We start from the raw sequence: 21,241 nt of genomic DNA on the forward strand, positions 1-21,241 counted from the left end.
TGTTTAGCGAAGAAAGGGGGAGACAGTGATGCGTAAGGAGCTGTACTTGTTCATCGATGGAAAGCCGCAAAAAGCAATTATTCGCAATTATAAACCAGCAGATTTTGATGGATTGATTGAAGTTCAGCGGCTAAGCTTTCCCCCGCCTTACCCACAGGAGCTTTGGTGGAACAAAGAACAATTAACTGAACATGTGAACCGATTCCCTGAAGGTGCCTTATGCGCAGAGGTTGATGGAATGATTATTGGCTCCATGACCGGAGTAACCATCGATATGAATGATTATGGCCATGCACATAATTGGGAAACGATTTCTGACAGTGGTTATATTCGCAATCATGATATAAACGGAGACACTTTGTATGTAATAGACCTTTGTGTCATACCGGAGTTCCGAAAATCTGGCATTGGCAAATGGCTCATGCAATCGATGTATGAAACGGTTGTTCAGCTGGGTCTTATGAGATTGCTTGGGGGCGGGCGCATGCCCGGTTATGGGGCGCTAATACAAGAGATGACGCCAGAAGCTTATTTGGAAAAAGTGCTAACTGGAGAATACAAAGACCCTGTCATTACTTTTTTGCTTAGATGCGGACGGATGCCGATTGGGGTTGCTCATGACTACTTGGATGATGAGCAATCGGGTAACTGCGCTGCAATCATGGAGTGGCGTAATCCATTTAAATAAGGAGATGTACATATATGCTAACTTATCATCGAATCGTAAGCATTGAGGACAAATATTTTGAACCATTACATAAGCTTCTTCAATCGATTTTTCCGCCTGAGGAAGTTCTTGCTTATGAACTTTGGCGCGAGCCTCTTGAAGACCCAAGCATTCATGTATATGTTGCATTGCATGAGGGGGAAGTCGTTGGTTCAACTGAATATCGTTATTATCCAGAGCTGCGCGTTGCTATGACTGATTTTACGATTATCGGAAAACCATCACTTGGCATCGGTCGTTTTCTACTCCGCAATCGAGAACAAGATTTGCAGAAGCTAGCTGATCAGTCCGGTACTGTCTCGCTTGGCATGTTTGCTGAGGTATACGACCCTTATCGCGCAGGTGAGCATGCATTTGGCGGAGTTTCACCTATGAATCCGTTTGTGCGTCGCGAAGTGCTGTCACATATCGGCTATAAGCGAATCGCTTTTCCTTATGTGCATCCTTCTTGGGACCATGAAGGCCAAGCTGTTGCTGAACTGGACTTATGTTTCCTTCCGAAAAATGAAGAGCAAACAACGATTAATGCAGCTCTTATCGCCTCATTCTTAGAAGGCTATTATGCCGCGTTGCCAAACAAGCCGGAACAATGGCTTCAAATGATGGAACAAATCCGTGCATCGGAGTCGTTTGAGCTGCTGCCGCTATGACGAAGCTGATTTTTAGGGGAACTGGAGATTCCATGAGTGTGCCTCGCATTTATTGCGAATGCGAGGTTTGTGAGGAAGCACGGGAAACACAGGAAAACCGCCGTTATAGATCGTCGCTGCAGATGGAGGACCAAGAAGCTGGAACGGTGTGGATTGACTGTGGGTCGGACTTCGCAAAACAATTAGAGATGGCCTCACTGCGTGAGATCGACACACTGCTCATTACACATGCTCATTTTGACCATATCGGTGGATTGGTGGAGTGGGCAGACGCTTGTCGCTGGACGAAAAAAAGAGGTCAAGCTTACGCGCCCACTGAAGTCATTAAAGAAATATTAGATCGTTTTCCTTGGCTAAATCGGCAGATTGAGTTCCATTCATTTGACACTCCTATTATGCTCGGCAAATGGCGAGCGTATAGCTGGCGAGTCAATCACGGGAAAAACGGCTATGCCTACGCATTTCGCTTTGAACATTCAGAAACAAACTGCAAATGGGTTTATTGCTCTGATTCCATCGGCCTGACGGATGAGCAGCAGCAACATTTGGCTGATCTTGATTTGCTTGTGCTAGGAACAAGCTTTTACGAAGAGCCTTTCGCTTATGAAACTCGTTCTGTCTATGATGTGGTTGAAGCTATCGAGCTTATTCAGAAGTGGAAGCCTAAACAAACCTTTCTCACACATATGTCGCATGATATTGATCTTCGGAGAGATTATAAGCTGCCCGTTCACCTTCAATTTGCACGAACAGGCATGTCCATTTCTTTATAGCCATAAACAGTAAATTAAGACTTGCTTGACAAGCTGCTTGTCTTTTATGTACATTTATTAAGAATCCTATTTTGGATTATAACTTTTAACATGATGCTTAAAGGGGAAATTTTAATGTTTGCTGGTGTCCATAACTCATAAATTGGATAGAGTCAGATGAACGTTGGTCTTGCGACGATTCCCAGTGTGAAATCACTGAGATGCAAGGCTCTATTTCGTGATCTGACGCCAAGAGTTCTGGACATGAGGATTTCCGCCTGAAGCAATTCGACAGCGGCCCAATCACCGTGCTCTCGCAGCGCGGTTTTTTTATATCCATTTTCATGTTAACGATTTTGTTAGCGGTGGAAATGGTATTGGAGCATTTGTCGATCAAAGACAGGAATGGAACGCGCCCGCGTTCTGTTTCTGTCTTTTTTTTTACTCAAAATAGAGGAGGCCACACAGATGAATGAAGCATCTTGGCGAAGATTAGAATTTGATAAGGTAAAAGCAGGCGTAGTGAGCTACACGATATCACCCGCAGGACGATTGTTGGCTGAAAGGCTTGTACCAAGCACGAAGCAGCGGCAAGTTGAAGCATGGCTGCAGGAAACGTACGAGGCTGCTGAACTTCTCGGAAGCGGAGCAAGCATTCCATTATCCGCAATGGACGGAATTGATTCGTTTCTGTCGCTGCTCGGCAAAGGTAGAATTTATAATGAGCAGGAACTTGAGCAGTTGTCGGTATGGTTAACCTCTGTTGTGCAAATGAAAAAGTACATGTTCAGCAAACGTGAGATTGCGCCAACGATTTCCGCTTATGCGGAGTCTATGTACGATTGCCCCGTACTTAGGGACGAACTAAAACGTTGTATTCGTTACGGCCAGCTGACCGATCAAGCTAGCCCTGATCTTGCCTACATCCGCAGGCATATCTATGCAGCGGAGGACAAGATCCAGAAAAAAATGGAGAATGCGCTTCATAAATATCGTACTGCTCTACAAGAGCCGGTTATCAGCAAGCGACATGATCGATTTGTTATTGCAGTAAAGCGTGAGCATCGCAAGCAGGTGCCAGGGACAGTATGGGATGAATCCGCTAGTGGTCAGACCTTGTTCGTTGAGCCATTAGACGCATCAGAGCTTCAGGTGGAGCTGCAGCAATGGAAGGCGGATGAAGAGCGGGAGCGTACCGTTATATTATCCCGTTTGTCTGAATATACCGAGTCGTTCTCCTTTGAGCTATTTCGCAATGTAGAAGCCATGGCTTCATTTGACTTCATTACGGCAAGAGCGAAGCTCTCTAGGTCGTATAACGGCAAAAAAATCGAGTTATCCGATCAGCCAGTCGTTAGACTCGTCGGTGCACGCCATCCACTGCTAGGACAACATAGCGTACCGCTGCATGTGGAGCTCGGATACAAATGGAAACAGTTAATTATTACTGGACCGAATACAGGTGGCAAAACGGTAACCTTGAAAACCATTGGATTATTCGTATTGATGGTTCAATCTGGCCTGCTGGTCCCAGCTGAGCAGGGGAGTGAAATCGGCGTATTCCAGCACGTTATTGCCGATGTTGGAGATGGACAAAGTTTGGAGCAATCACTGAGTACATTTTCATCTCATATCACTGTTCTTAAGGATATGCTTCAAGCGGCTGGGCCTAGAGCACTGCTTCTGCTTGATGAATTGGCAGCGGGTACCGATCCATCAGAAGGAATAGCGCTCTCTATCGCACTATTAGAACAACTTTTGAAAAAAGGAGCATTAGCAGGGGCAACGACTCATTTTAATGAAATTAAAGCTTTTGCTGCACGCACCCCTGGATGTCAAAATGGGAAAATGGCATTCGATGCGGAAACGTTAAAGCCGCTTTATCGCTTAGAGATGGGGGAAGCAGGCGAGAGTCACGCATTCGCGATAGCAAGGCGCTTTGGTCTGCCGGAAGAAGTGATGCGGCGTGCAGAACATTTGCTCGTGCGGAAAGAAAATCAATTTCATGAAACACACACAAGTGAGCAATCAAGAAATGAAAAGGAAACTCAGAAAACGTCATCTTCAGCAGCATCAGATTTTATTAACAAAAATTTAAAAAAGGCTGATGAAACGAAAGCACAGAACCCGAAAGAAGCAAAAAAACCTTTTGAGAAAGGTGATGCAGTATGGATCTATCCTCTAAATAAAATGGGTGTAGTATATCGGCCTGCAGATGAAAGAGGAAATGTGATTGTCCAAATTCAAGGGCAAAAGCTTACATTCAATCATAAACGGTTGAAGCTGTATATCGCCAAAACGAAGCTTTACCCGGGTCAAAATGAGGAGTATGATCTCGATATTGTATTTGAATCAAAGGAGAATAGAAAAGCCCGCAAGCTGATGAATCGCAAGCATGTAGACGGCTTGGAAATTGTTACAAATGAGGATGAGCTTCTCTAAAGGATTAATCGCGCAAACATAAGACCCAACCGAAGGATTATTTACCTCGGTTGGGTCTTTTGTTGAAAATCATTAGTCACGACTTTGGATGACCAACAATAAGCCTTTTCTTATGGAGATGGTTCCATTAGATGATACAAGGACATTGCTAATCCCGAGTGACTGACCAATCGTTAGCTCGGCGTCAGTCAGCGGATATTGAAAACCATCAAGCGTTATTCCTTCTACTTTTAACGACAACGGAAGCAAAGAAACGTTAGGATATCCTTGCTGCTCGATGTTTAATTGATCGCTAATCAAAGAAATTTTATTATGGTCATCGATGATCGTCATTTTCACCTGTTGCTGGGAAGAAAGCGCGAGCAGGTGGACATTAGCAAGTGAATGATCAAATCTAGTGCCCAGCGCTCCGAGTAAAATGATTTCAGTAGGCTGCAAATCCAAGGCGAGACGTATGGCCATTTCCGTATCGGTGTAGTTTTTGTCGATGGGGTCACAAGCTATCGTTTGACCGCTATTTTCTCGAATTTCTAACAAATCTTCTTCTGATACGGAATCAAAGTCTCCGATCGAAATATCCGGACGTCGTCCGTTCTTAATGAGGAAGCGAGCACCACTGTCTGCTCCAATAAGCAGATCATCGGGCTTTATATGTGCAAGTGCCCAGGCGCCAAGCTGGCCGCCCGTGCATATGACGATGCGAGGATGCATGATGAATTTTCCTTTCTTTTTGGCGAAATCTAATGTAATTCACTCCAGTATAATGCCTTTTGTTCTATAAAAACTAGAGGAGTGGAATAACTGTATGGATAAACGAATGAATTTCACGAAATTTGTCGTTGCGTATCCACATCCTCCCAGCTAAAATGATGAATGAAAGTCAAGGTGCATTGATCGGTTCATGTACGGGAAGCGAGGAGCATTTGCTGTGAGTATGGACATTTTTGGTATTTTTAGCATTATCGGAACAATTGCCTTTGCAGTCAGCGGAGCGATTGTCGCTATGGAGGAAGAATACGATATACTAGGTGTGTTCGTGCTTGGACTTGTCACAGCATTTGGCGGCGGTGTCGTGCGTAATCTGTTGATAGGTATGCCAGTTACATCGCTTTGGAATCAAGGATACCTACTCAAAATAGCTATCATTGCCATGACGATTGCTTTTCTATTGCCTGTTGACTGGATTCAGCGCTGGCGACGGAGCGAGGCGTTTTTTGACGCGATTGGATTATCAGCCTTTGCTATTCAAGGAGCGCTGTATGCAACGCAAATGAAGCATCCGCTCAGTGCGGTTCTTGTTGCGGCCATGCTGACAGGGATTGGCGGCGGTATCATTCGCGATGTGCTAGCAGGCCGCAAGCCGCTTGTGCTAAAAGATGAAATTTATGCCGTATGGGCCATGCTTGCAGGTCTCGCGATTGGACTAGGTTGGATAAAATCAACCTTGGAGCTCTTGGTTTTATTCGTTATTATTATTAGCTTTCGCATGCTATCTGTCTATTTCAAGTGGAAGCTGCCAAGACGCACGTTACATATTCATACTTCTAATGAACAGCAGAAAAGAGGAATATCATGAAAGCTCGTATTTTATTTGTTTGTCTCGGAAACATATGCAGGTCCCCAATGGCTGAAGCTGTTATGCGCCATCAGGTAGAGCAAGCAAAATTGACAGATCAAATTATGGTTGATTCCGCAGGAACCGGTGACTGGCATTTGGGTCATCCGCCGCATGAGGGCACGAGGGATCAGCTGGATCAGCATCAAATTTCACATCAAGGTATGAAAGCTCGATTAGTTACGCCTGATGACTACAACACGTTTGATTATATCGTATGTATGGACACAAACAACTTACGAGATGTTCGCAAGCTGTTTTTTGGAGAAGGTAAAGCTACAGCAGAGGAATCCAAGCGATTGTTTACTTTTATGGAGCTGCTGCCTGCGAAAGGAATAGCCGATGTGCCTGATCCTTATTATGAAAACAATTTTCCGTTTGTTTATGAGTTAGTCGACAGCGGATGTAAGGAGCTTCTCAAACGGGTAAAAGCAGATTTGAAATTAAATGAATAAATTCATTAAAAAAAGCTGTCCAACAGTTCCGTAAGGAGCTTGCTGGACAGCTTTGCTTTTGATTATTCAACCTCAATAAAATAGGCGAGAGCTTTATCAAGCTCTTTTTGCCAGAAACCCCATTGATGCTTGCCGTCTTTTTCTTCATAGAAGACAGTAGCTTGATTGAGTTCGAGCAGCGCCTTGGCGTTGCGATTCAAAGCTACAAAATCAAATACGCCACGGTCCGTTTCATAAGCATCCTCTTGCAGGCCAACAATCATATAAATATTGAGCCAGCTAAGGTCTCCTGCTGCGGAAATAATATTTTGGGATACGCCATAAAAAGCACCTGATAAGGACATGACACGTGTAAAAAGCTGCGGGTAGGAGAGAGCTAGATGCAAGGAAACGGAACCGCCGAGCGAATCGCCTGCTAATAATCGATGCTCTGGGTCTTGTCTTACCGCATAACGCTCCTCAACAAACGGAATGAGCTCTTCCGCGAAAAATCGAATGTATGCCTCGTGTCGGTTGCCATCTGGTGTGTATTCCTCCGTGCGCTGCTTTTTGTCGACATCAACACCTACAATAATGAAGGGTTCAAGTCCCTCATCCAAAATCAATCGCGTCGCTGTTGTAGCAATTCGCCCAAAGTTGAAAAAATCTTCGCCATCCTGGCAATAGACGACCGGGTAGCTAAGCACCTCGTTATAACCTGGCGGCAAAAAGATACGTAAATTGCGGCTTTGTTCAGCCAAATATCGGCTTGGCACGGTTTCCTTTACTATTGTTCTCTTCAAATATCGCTCATCTGTCATTTCTTTCTCTCCTATCGGCTTAATTTATTGAATGGAAAACATCTGTTGTGGGTAAACAATAGAAAGACAATCAAAGGAATCACATCTATTTCTGTCTTGTTGTATTATGCTGTTATACTAATAAATAAAGTCTGTAGCATATACAATTTCTTAAAAGAATGATGAGAATCAGCGAAAAAACAACGGTTTTTGTGTTTTTTGCTTTGACCATTTTCATTAAACAGGTTTATAATAATTCTATAACAGAGGTAAACGATTTTCAAATATTTCGATTGAGGTGAGCGATAAAAATGAGCAAATTGCCATACGAAGTTCAAACGGAACCGGTAACTCCGCTATCTGTCTTGTCACTCGACGGGGAAGTTGTTAACCCGGACTTATTGCCGGCTTTGTCTGATGATCAATTAAAAGAAGTTATGTACCGCATGGTATTTACTCGTACATGGGATGAGCGTGCTGTTAATTTAGGTCGTCAAGGAAGACTTGGCTTTTACGCTCCAGTATCAGGTCAAGAAGCATCAATGATTGGCAGCGAATATGCGCTAAACAAAGATGATTTCATTTGCCCAGGATACCGTGATATGCCACAGCTTGTATGGCATGGTTTGCCATTATACCAAGCTTTCCTATATTCTCGCGGACACCAACAAGGTGGTCAAATTCCTGAGGATGTACATGTTCTAATGCCGCAAATCATAATTGGCGCACAAGTATTGCACGCAACTGGCGTAGCAATGGCATTTAAGAAAAAAAATGAAAAACGTGTAGCTATCACTTATACAGGCGACGGCGGTTCGTCAGAAGGCGACTTCTACGAAGGCATGAACTTCGCAGGCGCTTATAAGCTGCCTGTCATTTATGTTGTACAAAACAACGGCTATGCTATTACTACACCTTACTCCAAGCAAACAGGCGCTTTGTCTGTTGCACATAAAGCTGTTGCTGCCGGTATCAAAGGTGTTCAAGTGGATGGTATGGACGTACTTGCTGTTATCAAAGCTGTTCAAGAAGCAGCAGAGCGCGGCCGCAATGGCGAAGGTGCTACTTTGATTGAGCTTCTAACTTACCGTTTCCGTCCGCATTCCTTGGCGGATGATACGACTAAATACCGTACAAAAGATGAAGAAGCAGAATGGGCTTTAAAAGATCCGCTTGTTCGTTTCGGTAAATATCTAGAGAAAAAAGGCTTGTGGACTGAAGAAGACACAAACCGTGTGAAAGATGAAGCAAAAGCAACTGTAACTGAGCACATCAAAAAAGCTGAAGCAGTTGAAAAAATGACTGTAGCAGGCTTGATCGATAGCATGTTCGAAACAACACCGCAATACTTGGAAGAGCAAAAGGACGATTTTCAATAGAAGAGGAGGATCAGACGATCATGGCTCAAATGAATATGTTGGAAGCAATTCGCGATGCGATGCGCGTAGAACTTAAACGTGATTCGAACGTTGTCATCTTTGGTGAGGACGTAGGTAAAGTCGGCGGAGTATTCCGTGTGACAGAAGGTTTGCAGGATGAGTTTGGTGAAGAACGCGTATTTGATACGCCTCTTGCTGAGTCAGCTCTTGCAGGTATGGCAGTTGGTATGGGCTTGCAAGGCTTCCGTCCAATCGCTGAAATTCAATTCGTAGGTTTTATTTATGAAGCGCTTGACCAAATGTTTGTCCAAGCTGCTCGTATGCGTTACCGCTCTGGCGGTCGCTACAACTCACCAATCGTATTCCGTACACCTTTTGGCGGCGGCGTTAAAGCGGCTGAGCTGCATACGGATTCCCTAGAAGGTCTTGCTATTCAAACACCGGGTATAAAGGTAGTTATTCCTTCAAACCCTTATGATGCAAAAGGCTTGATGATTTCTGCAATCCGTGATAATGACCCTGTATTTTTCATGGAGCACTTGAACTTGTACCGTGCGTTCAAGGCTGAAGTTCCTGAAGGTGAATATACAGTTGAGATCGGCAAAGCAAATGTTGTTCGCGAAGGCAGCGACGTAACGATCATTTCTTATGGTCTTATGGTTCACACAGCTGTCAAAGCAGCAGAAGAACTAGAAAAAACAGGCGTGAGTGTAGAAGTTATCGATCTTCGCACACTGCTTCCGATTGATATCGATACAATCGTTGCATCAATTAAGAAAACAAACCGTGCTATTGTCGTTCAAGAAGCACAAAAAACTTCTGGGGCAGCAGCAGAAATCATTGCTCAAATCAATGAAAAAGCAATTCTGCACTTAGAAGCTCCAGTACTGCGTGTTGCTGGTCCGGATACTGTATATCCGTTTGCTCTAGTTGAGGATGCGTGGCTTCCTACGGTAGCTCGTATTTCTGCAGCGGTTAACAAAGTACTGAACTTTTAAAGGAGGTTAAAGCGGTGGCTAAATTCGAATATCGTTTCCCAGAGCTCGGCGAAGGTTTGCACGAAGGCGAAATCATTAAAGTGCATATCAAAGTCGGAGACACAGTTACAGATGATGACATTATTATGGAAGTTCAAAACGATAAAGCGATCGTCGAAGTGCCTTGCCCAGTAAATGGTAAAGTACTCGAAGTACTCGTAAAAGACGGACAAGTTTGCCACATTGGCGAGGTTGTTGCAATTATTGATGCAGAAGGCGAATTGCCAGAGCAAGCTGAACCAGCAGCAGCTGAAGCACCTAAAGCAGAAGCTCCTGCAGCGGCGGCAGCACCAGCAGTTGAGGCGCCTAAAGCTGAAGCTCCAGCAGCACAAGCAGCAGCTGCTCCTAAAGCAACTGGCGGTCTTGTACTAGCAACACCTAGCGTTCGTAAATTTGCACGCGAGCAAGGCGTAGACCTGACACAAGTAGGCGGAACTGGCAAAAACGGACGTATCACTCGTGATGATGTAACTGGTTTTGGCGGCGCTCCTGCTGCTGCGGCTACAGATGCATCTGCTCCTGCAGTTGAACAATCAAGCAACGCAGAAGTTGCAGCTAAAGGTGCTGGCGAAGCTAAACCTGCTGCAGTCTCGGCTGGAACACCGTACCGTCCGGAAGAGCGCGTACCATTCAAAGGTATTCGCAAAATCATTGCTAACGCAATGTCGAAATCGGTTTATACAGCTCCACACGTTACAATCATGGATGAAGTTGATGTAACGGAGCTCGTAGCACTTCGTGCTAAATATAAGCCTTATGCTGAGAAAAAAGGCTCCAAGCTTACGTACTTGCCTTTCATCGTGAAAGCTCTTGTGGCAGCATGCCGTGAGTTCCCGATCTTGAACGCAACGCTTGATGAAGCTAATCAAGAAATCGTTCTTCGCAAATTCTACAATATCGGTATCGCTACAGATACAGATAACGGCCTAATCGTGCCGGTTATTGAAGATGCAGATCGTAAAAACCTATTCAAAATTGCTGACTCGATCCGTGATCTAGCTGCTCGCGGCCGTGACGGCAAACTTGCTGCCAACGAGCTTAAAGGCAGCACAATCTCGATTTCCAACATTGGTTCCGCTGGCGGTATGTTCTTCACTCCAGTTATCAACTTCCCTGAAGTTGCAATTCTTGGAACAGGCAGAATTACTGAAAAAGCGATTGTTCGGGGTGGTGAAATCGTAGCTGCTCCTGTAATGGCTCTTTCACTTAGCTTCGATCACCGTCTTATCGACGGCGCTACAGCTCAAAACTTTATGAATTACATCAAAACACTTCTGGGTCAACCAGAACTGTTCATAATGGAGGTATAAGACATGGTTGTTGGTGATGCTTCCCTAGATATTGACACTCTAATTATTGGTGCGGGCCCAGGCGGTTATGTAGCAGCGATCCGTGCTGCTCAACTAGGTCAAAACGTACTCATCGTGGATAAAGAACATGTAGGCGGCGTATGCTTGAATGTGGGCTGTATTCCATCGAAAGCACTTATTTCCGCTTCACATCAATATGAATCAATCAGTCATGCTTCCGCATTCGGTATCGAAGTTGGAGAAGCTAAGGTTGACTTTACTAAAGTGCAAGAGTTCAAAAACGGCATCGTGAAAAAATTGACAGGCGGCGTTGCTTCTCTTCTGAAAGCAAACAAAGTCCAATATTTCCAAGGCGAAGTTATGTTTATTAACGAAAACGAAGCGCGTGTATTCAACGATCAAGAAGCGCCTCGCTACCGTTTCAAAAACTGCATTATCGCTACAGGATCACGTCCAATTGAACTAAAAGCTTTCCCTTTCACTGGCCGTATCGTATCTTCAACAGGCGCATTGTCCTTGCCAGAAATTCCGAAGAGCCTTGTCGTTATCGGCGGCGGTTATATCGGTATCGAGCTTGGTCAAATGTACTCCAAATTCGGCACAAAAGTTACAGTAATTGAAGGCTCCGACGCGATTTTGCCGGGCTTTGACAAAGATATGTCCAATATCGTTGCGAAGAAACTAAAAAGCACGAATGTGGATATCATTACTGGCGCACAAGCAAAAGGTGCTGAGCAAACAGATAAAGATGTTACTGTAACGTATACAGTTGGCGATAAAGAAGAGAAAGTAACTGCGGATTACCTGCTCGTAACGGTTGGACGTCGTCCAAATACGGATGGTGAGCTAGGTCTTGACCTTATTAACGTGAAGCTGTCCGATCGTGGACTAGTTGAAGTTGATGAGCAATGCCGCACTAACATTCCTCATATTTATGCGATTGGCGATATCATTGCTGGACCTGCGCTTGCGCACAAAGCAATGTACGAAGGCCGTATCGCAGCTGAAGCCATTTCGGGTCAATCCAGTGTTATTGACTACAAATGTGTACCAGCAGTTTGCTTCTCTGATCCAGAATGCGCAAGCGTTGGCTTCAGCGAGAAGGAAGCAAAAGACAAAGGCCATAATGTAAAAGTTGGCAAATTCCCGTTCGCAATCAATGGACGCGCGATGTCGCTTAATGCAAATGAAGGCTTTGTTAAACTCGTATCCGATGCAGACTCCGGTCTTGTACTTGGTGCGCAAATCATCGGTATTGAGGCTTCGAATATGATTGCTGAGCTTGCTTTGGCTATCGAAATGGGCGCAACGCTTGAGGATATCGCACTTACAATTCACGCGCATCCTACACTTGGTGAAATCGTGCTTGATGCAGCTGAAGTTGCACTTGGCCACCCGATCCACACTTTCATTAAATAAATCGCAATAATGCTATCGTTTTGCGACAACAGAGGTCACGCGGCTAACCAGCCGGCGGGGCCTCTTTGCGCTTCAAGAGCTTTAATCCAACAAATAGGAGGCGTACACGAGCATGGAACAATTAACGAAACCGGCTAGAGAATCACGAACAATTATGACGCAGCTGATCTTTCCTTTGGACACGAATCATTTTGATACGATGTTTGGCGGAAAGCTGATGGAGTATATGGATAAGGTTGCTGCGATCTCAGCCATGAGACATGCACGGATGCAAGCTGTAACCGCATCAACGGACAGTCTTGATTTTTTGGCGCCGATTCGGGTCGGAGAAGTTATTGAGGTTGAAGCCTTTGTTTCATGGACACATCGCAGCTCGATGGAAGTGTTCGTGTCCGTTCGTTCCGAAAATTTGTTCAGTGGTGAGCGCAAAACAACAGTTACTGCTTTTTTCACTTTTGTTGCTATTGATGATCATGGCAAACCTGCTATTGTTCCAACGGTCGTCCCAGAGACAGAAGAGGAGATAAAGCTGCATCTTTCCGCTCCTGAGAGGCATGCGCTGCGAAAGAAACGAAAACAGGACAGAAACCCTAGTTGATGATATAATTATTGTTATTTTTCTGATTTTTTTCATGATAGGGAGCAATGTCTAAATGAGCAAAAGCGAACAAACCTACCTGCAGTTGTTAAAATATGTTTTAGAGCATGGAACAAAAAAAGAGGATCGAACAGGTACAGGAACGATCTCTACTTTTGGCTATCAAATGCGTTTTGATCTTAGCGAAGGTTTTCCGATGCTTACAACTAAACGTGTGCCATTCAAATTAATTGCCAGTGAGTTGATTTGGTTTATTCAAGGAGATACGAACATTCGTTATCTGCTGCAGCATAATAATAATATTTGGAATGAATGGGCGTTCAAAAGATGGGTGGAGAGCGCATCCTACACGGGCCCTGACATGACGAATTTTGGTCTTCGGTCGCAAACGGATGCTGAATTCTCTAAAGTATATGACGAGCAAATGGACCTCTTTAAGCAGAACATCTTAACGGATGACCAGTTTGCCGCTGAATTCGGTGAGCTCGGCAACGTGTATGGCAAGCAGTGGAGAGAGTGGAAGACGACGCAAGGGGATGCGATTGATCAGCTTAAGGATGTCATTGCGACGATTAAGAAAAACCCGGATTCGAGAAGACTGATCGTCTCCGCTTGGAATCCAGAAGACGTTCCTAGCATGGCACTGCCTCCTTGCCACACCATGTTCCAATTCTATGTAACAAACGGCAAGCTTTCATGCCAGCTTTATCAGCGAAGCGCTGACATTTTCCTAGGCATACCATTTAACATCGCAAGTTATGCCTTATTGACCCACATGATTGCACACGAATGCGGACTTGAAGTGGGAGACTTCATTCATACGCTTGGAGATGCCCACATTTACACGAATCATTTGGAGCAAATCGAGCTTCAGCTCAGCAGAGAGTCAAGACCGCTCCCTCAGTTAAAATTAAACACAGACAAAAAATCAATCTTCGACTTTGCAGTTGAGGATTTATCGATTGAGGATTATAACCCGCATCCAACGATTAAAGCGCCGGTTGCTGTGTAAATTCATATTCTTTTTTAAAAATGAAGAAAGGAGTTAACCATTATGAATATTACTTTGATTGCCGCTATGGATCGCAATAGAACTATAGGAATAGGAAACAAGCTGCCATGGCGTTTGCCAGCAGAAATGGCTTTTTTCAAGAAGATGACGATTGGTAAAACAGTACTCATGGGCCGTAAGACGTTTGAATCCCTGCCTAAGCCATTGGTTGATCGTAAAAATGTCGTATTGACACGTCAAACGGATTTCCACCCTGAGGGCTGTGAAATCGTACATTCGATTAAAGAAGCGCTAGAATTATATACAGCTGAAGAGCTTGTTGTGATAGGCGGTGCTGATATTTACGAGCAGTTCTTGCCCTTCGCTAATAAAATTTTGCTTACAAAAGTGGAAGCAGATATTGAAGGCGGAGATGCATTTTTTCCTGCATTCTCTGATTCGCAGTGGAAGCTTGTGGAAAGCGAGAGCAGAGATAGTGATGAAAAAAACAAGTATGCTTTCACGTTTCAAACGTTTATTCGGTCGGAAGTATAGCTTTTTAAGGTAAAACCGAACGTTTGACGAACGATATGTCAGAAAGTGCAAATGATTGTACGCATAATCCATTACCTTCATAAGTACTTGAATGCTAGGATGTTGTAAAATAGTAAACGAGTGCTTTAGACAAAATATTCGTTTTCGCAGAAAGTTCGTTATTGAATATTTTAAGAATTCCCGATATAGTTTTAAAGAGAATCTAAGCAGTGTTAACGGGAAATATGGATGGAGGAAATGCGATCATGTCTACACCTACTGGTTTTATGGAATTTCAGCGCGAATTGCCGGCCGATCGCGACCCGCTAGAGCGTATCAAAGACTGGCAAGAGTTTCATAAGCATTTTTCGGATGAGCAGTTAAAAACACAAGGCGCTCGCTGCATGGACTGTGGTACACCATATTGCCACACTGGCATTGAACTGGCAGGTTCGGTTTCAGGCTGCCCAGTAAACAATCTCATTCCAGAATGGAATAATTTGATTTATCGCGGGTTATGGCGTGAAGCGCTAGACCGTCTGCATAAAACGAATAATTTCCCTGAATTCACAGGCCGCGTTTGTCCAGCACCGTGTGAGGGATCTTGTACGGTTGGTTTAATAGGTGATGCTGTAACGATCAAAACGATCGAACAAGCAATCATTGATCGCGGGTTTGAAGAGGGCTGGGTTGTTCCACAACCGCCAAAAGTCCGCACAGGCAAACGAATTGCCGTAGTAGGCTCTGGCCCTGCTGGAATGGCAACTGCTGCACAACTGAATAAAGCAGGACATACCGTAACCGTGTATGAGCGCGCAGATCGCATCGGCGGCTTGCTAACCTATGGTATTCCTACAATGAAGCTTGAGAAACATGTGGTTCAGCGCCGTGTTGATATTATGGCAGCAGAAGGCGTTGAGTTTGTAACGAATACAGAGATCGGCAAAGATATTACAGCTTCTGAGCTCGTTAATAACTTTGACGCAGTCGTTCTATGCGGAGGCTCGACAAGAGCTCGCGACGTTGAAATGGAAGGCCGCGATTTGAACGGTGTTCACATGGCAATGGATTACTTGAATGGCACAATTAAGAGCTATTTGGATTCGAATCTTGAAGATGGAAACTATATTTCCGCGAAAGACAAGGACGTTATCGTTATTGGCGGTGGAGATACTGGATCGGACTGCGTGGCTACTGCACTGCGTCACGGTTGTAAGTCGGTTACGCAATTCGGCACACATGCGAAAGCGCCGCTAGTGCGAGACAACGATAAAAATCCATGGCCGCAATTCCCGAATGTGTACACGCTGGATTATGCACATGAGGAAGCAAAAGCACTATTTGGCGAAGATCCTCGAGCGTTTTCTGTACTAACGAAGAAATTTGTTGGCGATGGCAATGGAAACCTTAAAGAGCTTCATACCGTTCAAATTGAACGTACGGTTGATGAGACTGGACGTAAAATATATAGTGAAATTCCAGGAACAGAAAAAGTATGGCCTGCAGATCTTGTATTTATTGCAGTAGGTTTTGAAGGCCCAGAAACAACGCTGATTGAGCAGCTTGGACTTGCACAAGACCGTCGTACAAACGTAAAAGCGACTTATGGCAAATACAACACAAATGTGGATAAAGTATTTGCTGCAGGCGACATGCGCCGTGGTCAAAGCTTAGTGGTTTGGGCGATTAATGAAGGTCGCGAGGCCGCTCGTGAAGTGGATAAATATTTGATGGGATCATCGATGCTTCCTTAAATATTGGACGTATGATAATAATTATGATGGATGAGAAGCGCCTTAGGGCGCTTTTCTTGCTGTGTATAGGGTCATTACTATCCCGAAAGATGAAGGCTGTTATTGTAAAATATCAATTTACGGTTAGCGAGAAGGAACAAATCACAGCTTTTATACTGCCGCCGCACATTCAAGAAGAAATTCAAAAACTAAGCTCACTGTCCTAAGGAAACTTGTGGTAAAATCGGATTGAGATGACGCGAAGGGGCGATTCGTCATGGCAGCCGATGAAGCATATGTTTTGTCACCAACAGACGTTCGAAATATTCGAAGTTATGTACAACACAAATACGCTGCGCTGCCTGGGGAAAAACGAGCAGAAATTGTAGCGGATGCGGTCAAACGCATAATACATAAGCAATTACCGAATTTCGAGACCAGCATTAAACGCTCCGTCACAGAAATGCTCATTAGAACAGCTGTTTTGGAGCGGCAAAGACCGGTTAGAGCGGAAGATATTTTTCAAGCCTGCTTAGAGCTAGATCGAACTTCGGCAGAAATATATGATCCGTTCCATGATTGGCTGGAGGAGCAGCTGCTCATAAGCTGCAAGAAGCCTCTCATGCAGCGTGTAATGGACGAACTTGTATTAAACGGGGAGCAATCGGGTGTAGCTTCAAATGAGGCTGATAATGGCCTTCTGACGCAGCTGAGAGGATTGCTTATTACTGAAGGTGCTGAATCGCGTAATATGACGCAAGCTTCAACTCAAGCAGAGGTCATTTCATTACCTGCAACGATATGGAGCAATACGTTAGCACGTAGGATTAGTACGAGAACTTATATATACAGCACATTAAGTCTTCTATTAATTGCAGCTACTTTATTGTATGGCTGGTCTTTAAATTTTCCGTCTGACAACAAGCTGCAGCCACCCGTTGTTATGAACCAAGTTCAACCTATTGTTGTTCCTGTAGACGGGCTGCCTATCGAGCTTCGTTATCAAGAAATTGATCAAGCTCGGTTGATCTCATTTTTAAAGACGAAATCATCCATACTAGCTGAGGAGCCTTATTTTGGAGCAATTATAACGGCAGCGCAAGCCTTCGATATTCATCCGGCCGTCTTATTCGCTATAACTGGACAAGAGCAAGGGTTTGTACCAAAAACGAATAAGCAGCATAAAGAGATTGCCAATAATCCTTTTAATGTTTTTCATAGCTGGCAGGATTTTAACACCAATATTAAGCAATCGGCAGAAATTGCGGCGCGAACCGTATTTAACTTAAGCAAGGATAGACCGGCAGAAGTAGATCCGTTTACATGGATTAATCGAAAGTATGCGGAAGACCCGAAGTGGTCGGACGGTGTTCGTTCGATTTTCGCCAAAATCATTGCCTATATGGAGAAGCCGGCTATTAACACCGACCTTCCGTGAACCCAATTGGGACAACTCTCCCACTTGGGTTTGCTTTTTTTTATGGAGAAATTTCAAACTTGATATGGGGAAAAACATTTCTTTTTTTCTCGGAAATCTGTAAAATGTTCTAGTGGCTGTACAGTGCGAAACGTTTATTGCTAATTGTGGAGAGCGATAGGCGTTAGACTTTCGAAAAGCTTAATGAAGGAGCGATAATCTTTTGAAGACACTAATCATTGCGGAAAAACCTGATATGGGACGAAATATAGCAGCCGCAATCGATCCTAAAGCAAAAAATCACCGTTCCTACATAGAAGGCGAGCATTATATTATTACGTGGGCGATCGGTCATTTAATCGGTCTTGCAGAGCCTGATGCCTATGATGATCGTTACAAAAAGTGGAATATTAATGATCTTCCCATCATACCGACACAGTTCAAGCTCGTACCGAACAAAAAAACAATCGATCAGCTTAAGGTTATCGGTGATCTGGCAAAACGCAGTAATTTACTTGTCAACTCTTGTGATGCCGGGCGAGAAGGGCAATATATTTTTTCCCTTATCCAGCGTCATCTTAAGTTAAACCAACCCGTTAAGCGGCTCTGGATTTCAGACCTTACACCAGAGACGATTCGAAAAGGGTTCGAGGAATTGAAAGAGGGCGCCGAATATGAGAATTTGACCCGCGCGGCAACAGCAAGAAGCGAGGCGGATTGGCTGATCGGCATGAACGGTTCACGTGCTTTTACAACGAAGCATAATGTGCTGCTATCGGTTGGCAGAGTTCAGACGCCAGTGCTTGCCCTTATATATGATCGGCAGAAGCAAATTGAAGCGTTCTCCTCTTTGAAATTTTTTGAACTGGAAGGACACTTCACACAGGATGAAATGACGTACCGCGGCATGTGGCAGGCCGAGAGAATGACAGATCAAGCAAAAGTTGAGGCCGTTGCGGCAAAGGTTAAAGGCAAGGCGGGACGAATTGCGTCTTATGAAGTTAAGGATACGAAGGAGTATCCGTTTAAGCTATACGATCTTACTCTTTTGCAGAGGGAAGCCAATGGCAAATATGCTTTTTCTGCGAAAAAAACGTTGGATACAGCACAGGCTTTGTACGAGAAGCATAAAGTTATTTCTTATCCGAGAACAAACTCAAATTACGTGACTGAGCAGAACATTCCTGAAATGCACAAAACGTTGAATGCACTTCAAGGTACCGCCTATGATGATCTCGTCAAAGGGGCTAATCGGAGCCTTGTACATAAGGGAAATAAATTTATTTGCAACCCAACTAAGGTTGAGGATCACCATGCCATTTTGCCAACGAATCGTAAAGCAAATGGACTTAGCCCTGATGAGCAAAAGCTGTATGATTTGATCGTGCGAAGGTTTTTGTCGCAATTTTATCCAGCTGCTGAATATAAGGTACACACCGTCTTGACTGAGGTAGAAAACGAAATGTTCAAAACGACGGTTAAGGAGCTTCTTAGCTTAGGATGGAAGGTCATCTATGCTGACCAGAAGAAGGAGAAGGCAAAACCTTCAGCCAAAAGCAAGGATAAGGAAGAAGCAGAGGACGAAGAAATTGAAGTAAATGAACCGTTCTCCATATCAGCAGATGCAGGGATTATCTGTTCGGATGCCATTGTGAAAGAGAAGGACACACAGCCTCCCAAGCATTACACGGAGGGTACACTGCTTAAAGCAATGGAGAGCGCAGGCAAACAAATTGAGGACGAGGATGTCCGAGATGCAATGAAAGATTCAGGATTAGGTACACCAGCTACGCGCGCAGCTACGATTGAGCGGCTGAAAAACGTTGGTTATGTGGAAATGCAGGGCAAAAAAATACAAGTTACACAAAAAGGACGAACGGCAATTGAGCTGATTCGTGGTGCTGGTATTGATTTGCTTACCTCTCCTGAGATGACGGGGTTGTGGGAGCGACGATTGAACGAGATATCCAGAGGAACAGCTTCGGATGGACAATTCATGGAAAATGTAAAAAAATTCGCGACGATGATCGTGGACAAGGTTCGCGTTCAATCACGAGCCGCCAAAACATCATTTGAGAGTGAAGCTCCTGCTTCCGGCAAGGGCTCTGGCGGGAAGTCAGGTACAGCGACTCGCACCCGTACAGCCTCAACTAAAACGGCTGGAGCGGCAAAAAAAGCGGCATCAGCTGCTTCTACTGTATCAGGCAGCCCGACTGTTATTGCCACTTGTCCAAGGCCAGGCTGCGGCGGTTCCATCTTTATGGGGCGCAAAGGCTATGGCTGTTCTCACTATAAGGAAGGTTGTAAATTCGTTATATGGAAAGAAAGCTTTGGCAGGAATTTGACGGATACCCAGGTGAAAGCTTTAGTCGAGAAGGGGAAGACGACTAAGCTGAAGCTTGAGCTTCCGGATGGTACGCCTGGAGAAGGAAAAATAGTGCTTAGAAATGTGGATACCGGAGAACTGGCAATCGAACAGTAGAGGCCATTTTTCTCACATAGAAAATACCCGAATTCGTCAGAAGCATCAAGGGACGAATTCGGGTTTATTTGTTTTTGTTATTCCATTATCGATTAACGTACCCATGAATTGCGCCTGGGACATCCTTTAGATGATCCAAGGTTAAAAAAGCACCTTTTGGTTCCACTTCAATCTGAATGATGTTATATTCCCATTCGGTTATCGCACGCATATGAATAGCGTGAATACCTGCTGTTAATGCAGGAACAACATCGGTTCGAATGGAATTGCCAACCATCCACGTACTGTTGCGATCGAAGACACCATTGGACAAAATGGTTTCTAATGCGTCGCTATTTTTGACACGGCGAATGTAGATGCGGGAATCGAAATAACGCTCCAAGTTTAATTTCTCAATCTTGCGTCGTTGAATAGGCATCTCGCCCCCCGTATAGAGATGAAGCTCATGGCCGGCCTCCGCTAGTGAGAACAAGGTTTGTTCCATATTTGGATACGGCTCGGTATCGTGCTCATATACGCTTAAGCCAAGCTTCCATAGAAAGTTTTCTTCGTTTGTTGATCTCTTGCGACCAGTCAAATGAGAGAAGTGAATGTAAGTATCAACAAACGATTGTGGGAAATGCTCGCTTTTAAATCCGAATACGGCTACGCCAGCAATATCGATCTCCATTTGCTTGTCTCGGATGGCTTGTATTGAAACGAGGGGAGAGCTGCCGAACCAAGTGGTCATTGCATCAATAAATTGATCAATGACCAAGTAAAAGTATTTATTGCAGTGAATTAATGTATCGTCGAGGTCAAACATAATTTGTTGCTTCATGTATACGATCTCCTTTGCAAAACTTGAAACTGTATGATCAATCTACCGCAAGTGGCAGGGTCGAGTCAATGTAGGGTGTAAGAGAGGAACTGCTTTTACAT

At 44.4% G+C, this 21,241-nt stretch carries 19 protein-coding genes; 16 read left to right on the top strand and 3 right to left on the bottom strand.

Annotation, left to right across the window (positions count from 1 at the left end):
• Window positions 1–28: 28 nt before the first annotated feature.
• From BK120_RS02295 to BK120_RS02310, 4 genes are all read left to right on the top strand, one after another.
• Window positions 29–688 (top strand): GNAT family N-acetyltransferase, encoded by a 660-nt coding sequence (locus tag BK120_RS02295; protein WP_076265836.1) that lies wholly within the window; start codon window positions 29–31, stop codon window positions 686–688.
• 14 nt (window positions 689–702) lie between these two features.
• Window positions 703–1,377, top strand: a complete 675-nt coding sequence (locus BK120_RS02300) for a GNAT family acetyltransferase (protein ID WP_076265837.1) — start codon at window positions 703–705, stop codon at window positions 1,375–1,377.
• Window positions 1,374–2,150 (top strand): MBL fold metallo-hydrolase, encoded by a 777-nt coding sequence (locus BK120_RS02305; protein ID WP_076265838.1) that lies wholly within the window; start codon window positions 1,374–1,376, stop codon window positions 2,148–2,150. Before BK120_RS02300 ends, BK120_RS02305 begins: the two co-directional genes overlap by 4 nt.
• A gap of 447 nt (window positions 2,151–2,597) precedes the next feature.
• Window positions 2,598–4,571, top strand: a complete 1,974-nt coding sequence (locus tag BK120_RS02310) for an endonuclease MutS2 (protein WP_076265839.1) — start codon at window positions 2,598–2,600, stop codon at window positions 4,569–4,571.
• A gap of 72 nt (window positions 4,572–4,643) precedes the next feature.
• Here the strand turns inward: BK120_RS02310 and BK120_RS02315 are convergent, their stop codons facing one another.
• Window positions 4,644–5,282, bottom strand: coding sequence for a thiamine diphosphokinase (locus BK120_RS02315; RefSeq protein WP_076265840.1), 639 nt, complete (start codon window positions 5,280–5,282; stop codon window positions 4,644–4,646).
• 223 nt (window positions 5,283–5,505) lie between these two features.
• Between BK120_RS02315 and BK120_RS02320 the strand changes: the two genes are divergently transcribed.
• Together BK120_RS02320 and BK120_RS02325 are read left to right on the top strand one after the other, a co-directional pair.
• Complete coding sequence (locus BK120_RS02320; protein WP_076265841.1) at window positions 5,506–6,147, top strand: trimeric intracellular cation channel family protein; 642 nt, start codon at window positions 5,506–5,508, stop codon at window positions 6,145–6,147.
• Window positions 6,144–6,641, top strand: coding sequence for a low molecular weight protein-tyrosine-phosphatase (locus BK120_RS02325; RefSeq protein ID WP_076265842.1), 498 nt, complete (start codon window positions 6,144–6,146; stop codon window positions 6,639–6,641). The genes BK120_RS02320 and BK120_RS02325 overlap by 4 nt, the downstream gene beginning before the upstream one ends.
• A 62-nt stretch (window positions 6,642–6,703) precedes the next feature.
• On the opposite strand, the gene BK120_RS02330 is transcribed toward BK120_RS02325, so the two are convergent.
• The gene (locus tag BK120_RS02330; protein ID WP_076265843.1) at window positions 6,704–7,441 is read right to left on the bottom strand and encodes an alpha/beta hydrolase; all 738 of its coding nucleotides are present in this window, start codon (window positions 7,439–7,441) and stop codon (window positions 6,704–6,706) included.
• Window positions 7,442–7,731: 290 nt separating this feature from the next.
• On the opposite strand from BK120_RS02330, the gene pdhA reads away from it, so the two are divergent.
• The 10 genes from pdhA to BK120_RS02380 all read left to right on the top strand — a co-directional run bounded on the left by pdhA (window position 7,732) and on the right by BK120_RS02380 (window position 20,320).
• Complete coding sequence (gene pdhA / locus BK120_RS02335; RefSeq protein ID WP_076265844.1) at window positions 7,732–8,799, top strand: pyruvate dehydrogenase (acetyl-transferring) E1 component subunit alpha; 1,068 nt, start codon at window positions 7,732–7,734, stop codon at window positions 8,797–8,799.
• Between the two features lie 20 nt (window positions 8,800–8,819).
• Window positions 8,820–9,797, top strand: a complete 978-nt coding sequence (locus tag BK120_RS02340) for an alpha-ketoacid dehydrogenase subunit beta (protein WP_076265845.1) — start codon at window positions 8,820–8,822, stop codon at window positions 9,795–9,797.
• A gap of 14 nt (window positions 9,798–9,811) precedes the next feature.
• Window positions 9,812–11,146: a dihydrolipoamide acetyltransferase family protein gene (locus tag BK120_RS02345; RefSeq protein ID WP_076265846.1), complete on the top strand. Its 1,335-nt coding sequence runs from the start codon at window positions 9,812–9,814 to the stop codon at window positions 11,144–11,146.
• A 3-nt stretch (window positions 11,147–11,149) separates the two neighbouring features.
• Entirely contained in the window at window positions 11,150–12,565 is a 1,416-nt protein-coding gene (lpdA, locus tag BK120_RS02350) for a dihydrolipoyl dehydrogenase (RefSeq protein ID WP_076265847.1), read from the top strand.
• 112 nt (window positions 12,566–12,677) lie between these two features.
• Window positions 12,678–13,163 (top strand): acyl-CoA thioesterase, encoded by a 486-nt coding sequence (locus tag BK120_RS02355; RefSeq protein WP_076265848.1) that lies wholly within the window; start codon window positions 12,678–12,680, stop codon window positions 13,161–13,163.
• A 55-nt stretch (window positions 13,164–13,218) separates the two neighbouring features.
• Window positions 13,219–14,175 (top strand): thymidylate synthase, encoded by a 957-nt coding sequence (locus BK120_RS02360; protein ID WP_076265849.1) that lies wholly within the window; start codon window positions 13,219–13,221, stop codon window positions 14,173–14,175.
• A 42-nt stretch (window positions 14,176–14,217) separates the two neighbouring features.
• Window positions 14,218–14,709, top strand: coding sequence for a dihydrofolate reductase (locus tag BK120_RS02365; RefSeq protein ID WP_076265850.1), 492 nt, complete (start codon window positions 14,218–14,220; stop codon window positions 14,707–14,709).
• A 245-nt stretch (window positions 14,710–14,954) separates the two neighbouring features.
• Complete coding sequence (locus BK120_RS02370) at window positions 14,955–16,442, top strand: glutamate synthase subunit beta (RefSeq protein WP_076265851.1); 1,488 nt, start codon at window positions 14,955–14,957, stop codon at window positions 16,440–16,442.
• A gap of 256 nt (window positions 16,443–16,698) precedes the next feature.
• Window positions 16,699–17,859: a glucosaminidase domain-containing protein gene (locus BK120_RS02375; RefSeq protein WP_076265852.1), complete on the top strand. Its 1,161-nt coding sequence runs from the start codon at window positions 16,699–16,701 to the stop codon at window positions 17,857–17,859.
• A 202-nt stretch (window positions 17,860–18,061) separates the two neighbouring features.
• Window positions 18,062–20,320, top strand: coding sequence for a type IA DNA topoisomerase (locus BK120_RS02380; protein ID WP_076265853.1), 2,259 nt, complete (start codon window positions 18,062–18,064; stop codon window positions 20,318–20,320).
• Window positions 20,321–20,405: 85 nt separating this feature from the next.
• Here the strand turns inward: BK120_RS02380 and BK120_RS02385 are convergent, their stop codons facing one another.
• Window positions 20,406–21,140: an HAD family hydrolase gene (locus tag BK120_RS02385; RefSeq protein WP_076265854.1), complete on the bottom strand. Its 735-nt coding sequence runs from the start codon at window positions 21,138–21,140 to the stop codon at window positions 20,406–20,408.
• Window positions 21,141–21,241: the final 101 nt, after the last annotated feature.

Origin of the sequence: Paenibacillus sp. FSL A5-0031, assembly GCF_001956295.1 — a bacterium.
GTDB lineage: Bacteria > Bacillota > Bacilli > Paenibacillales > Paenibacillaceae > Pristimantibacillus.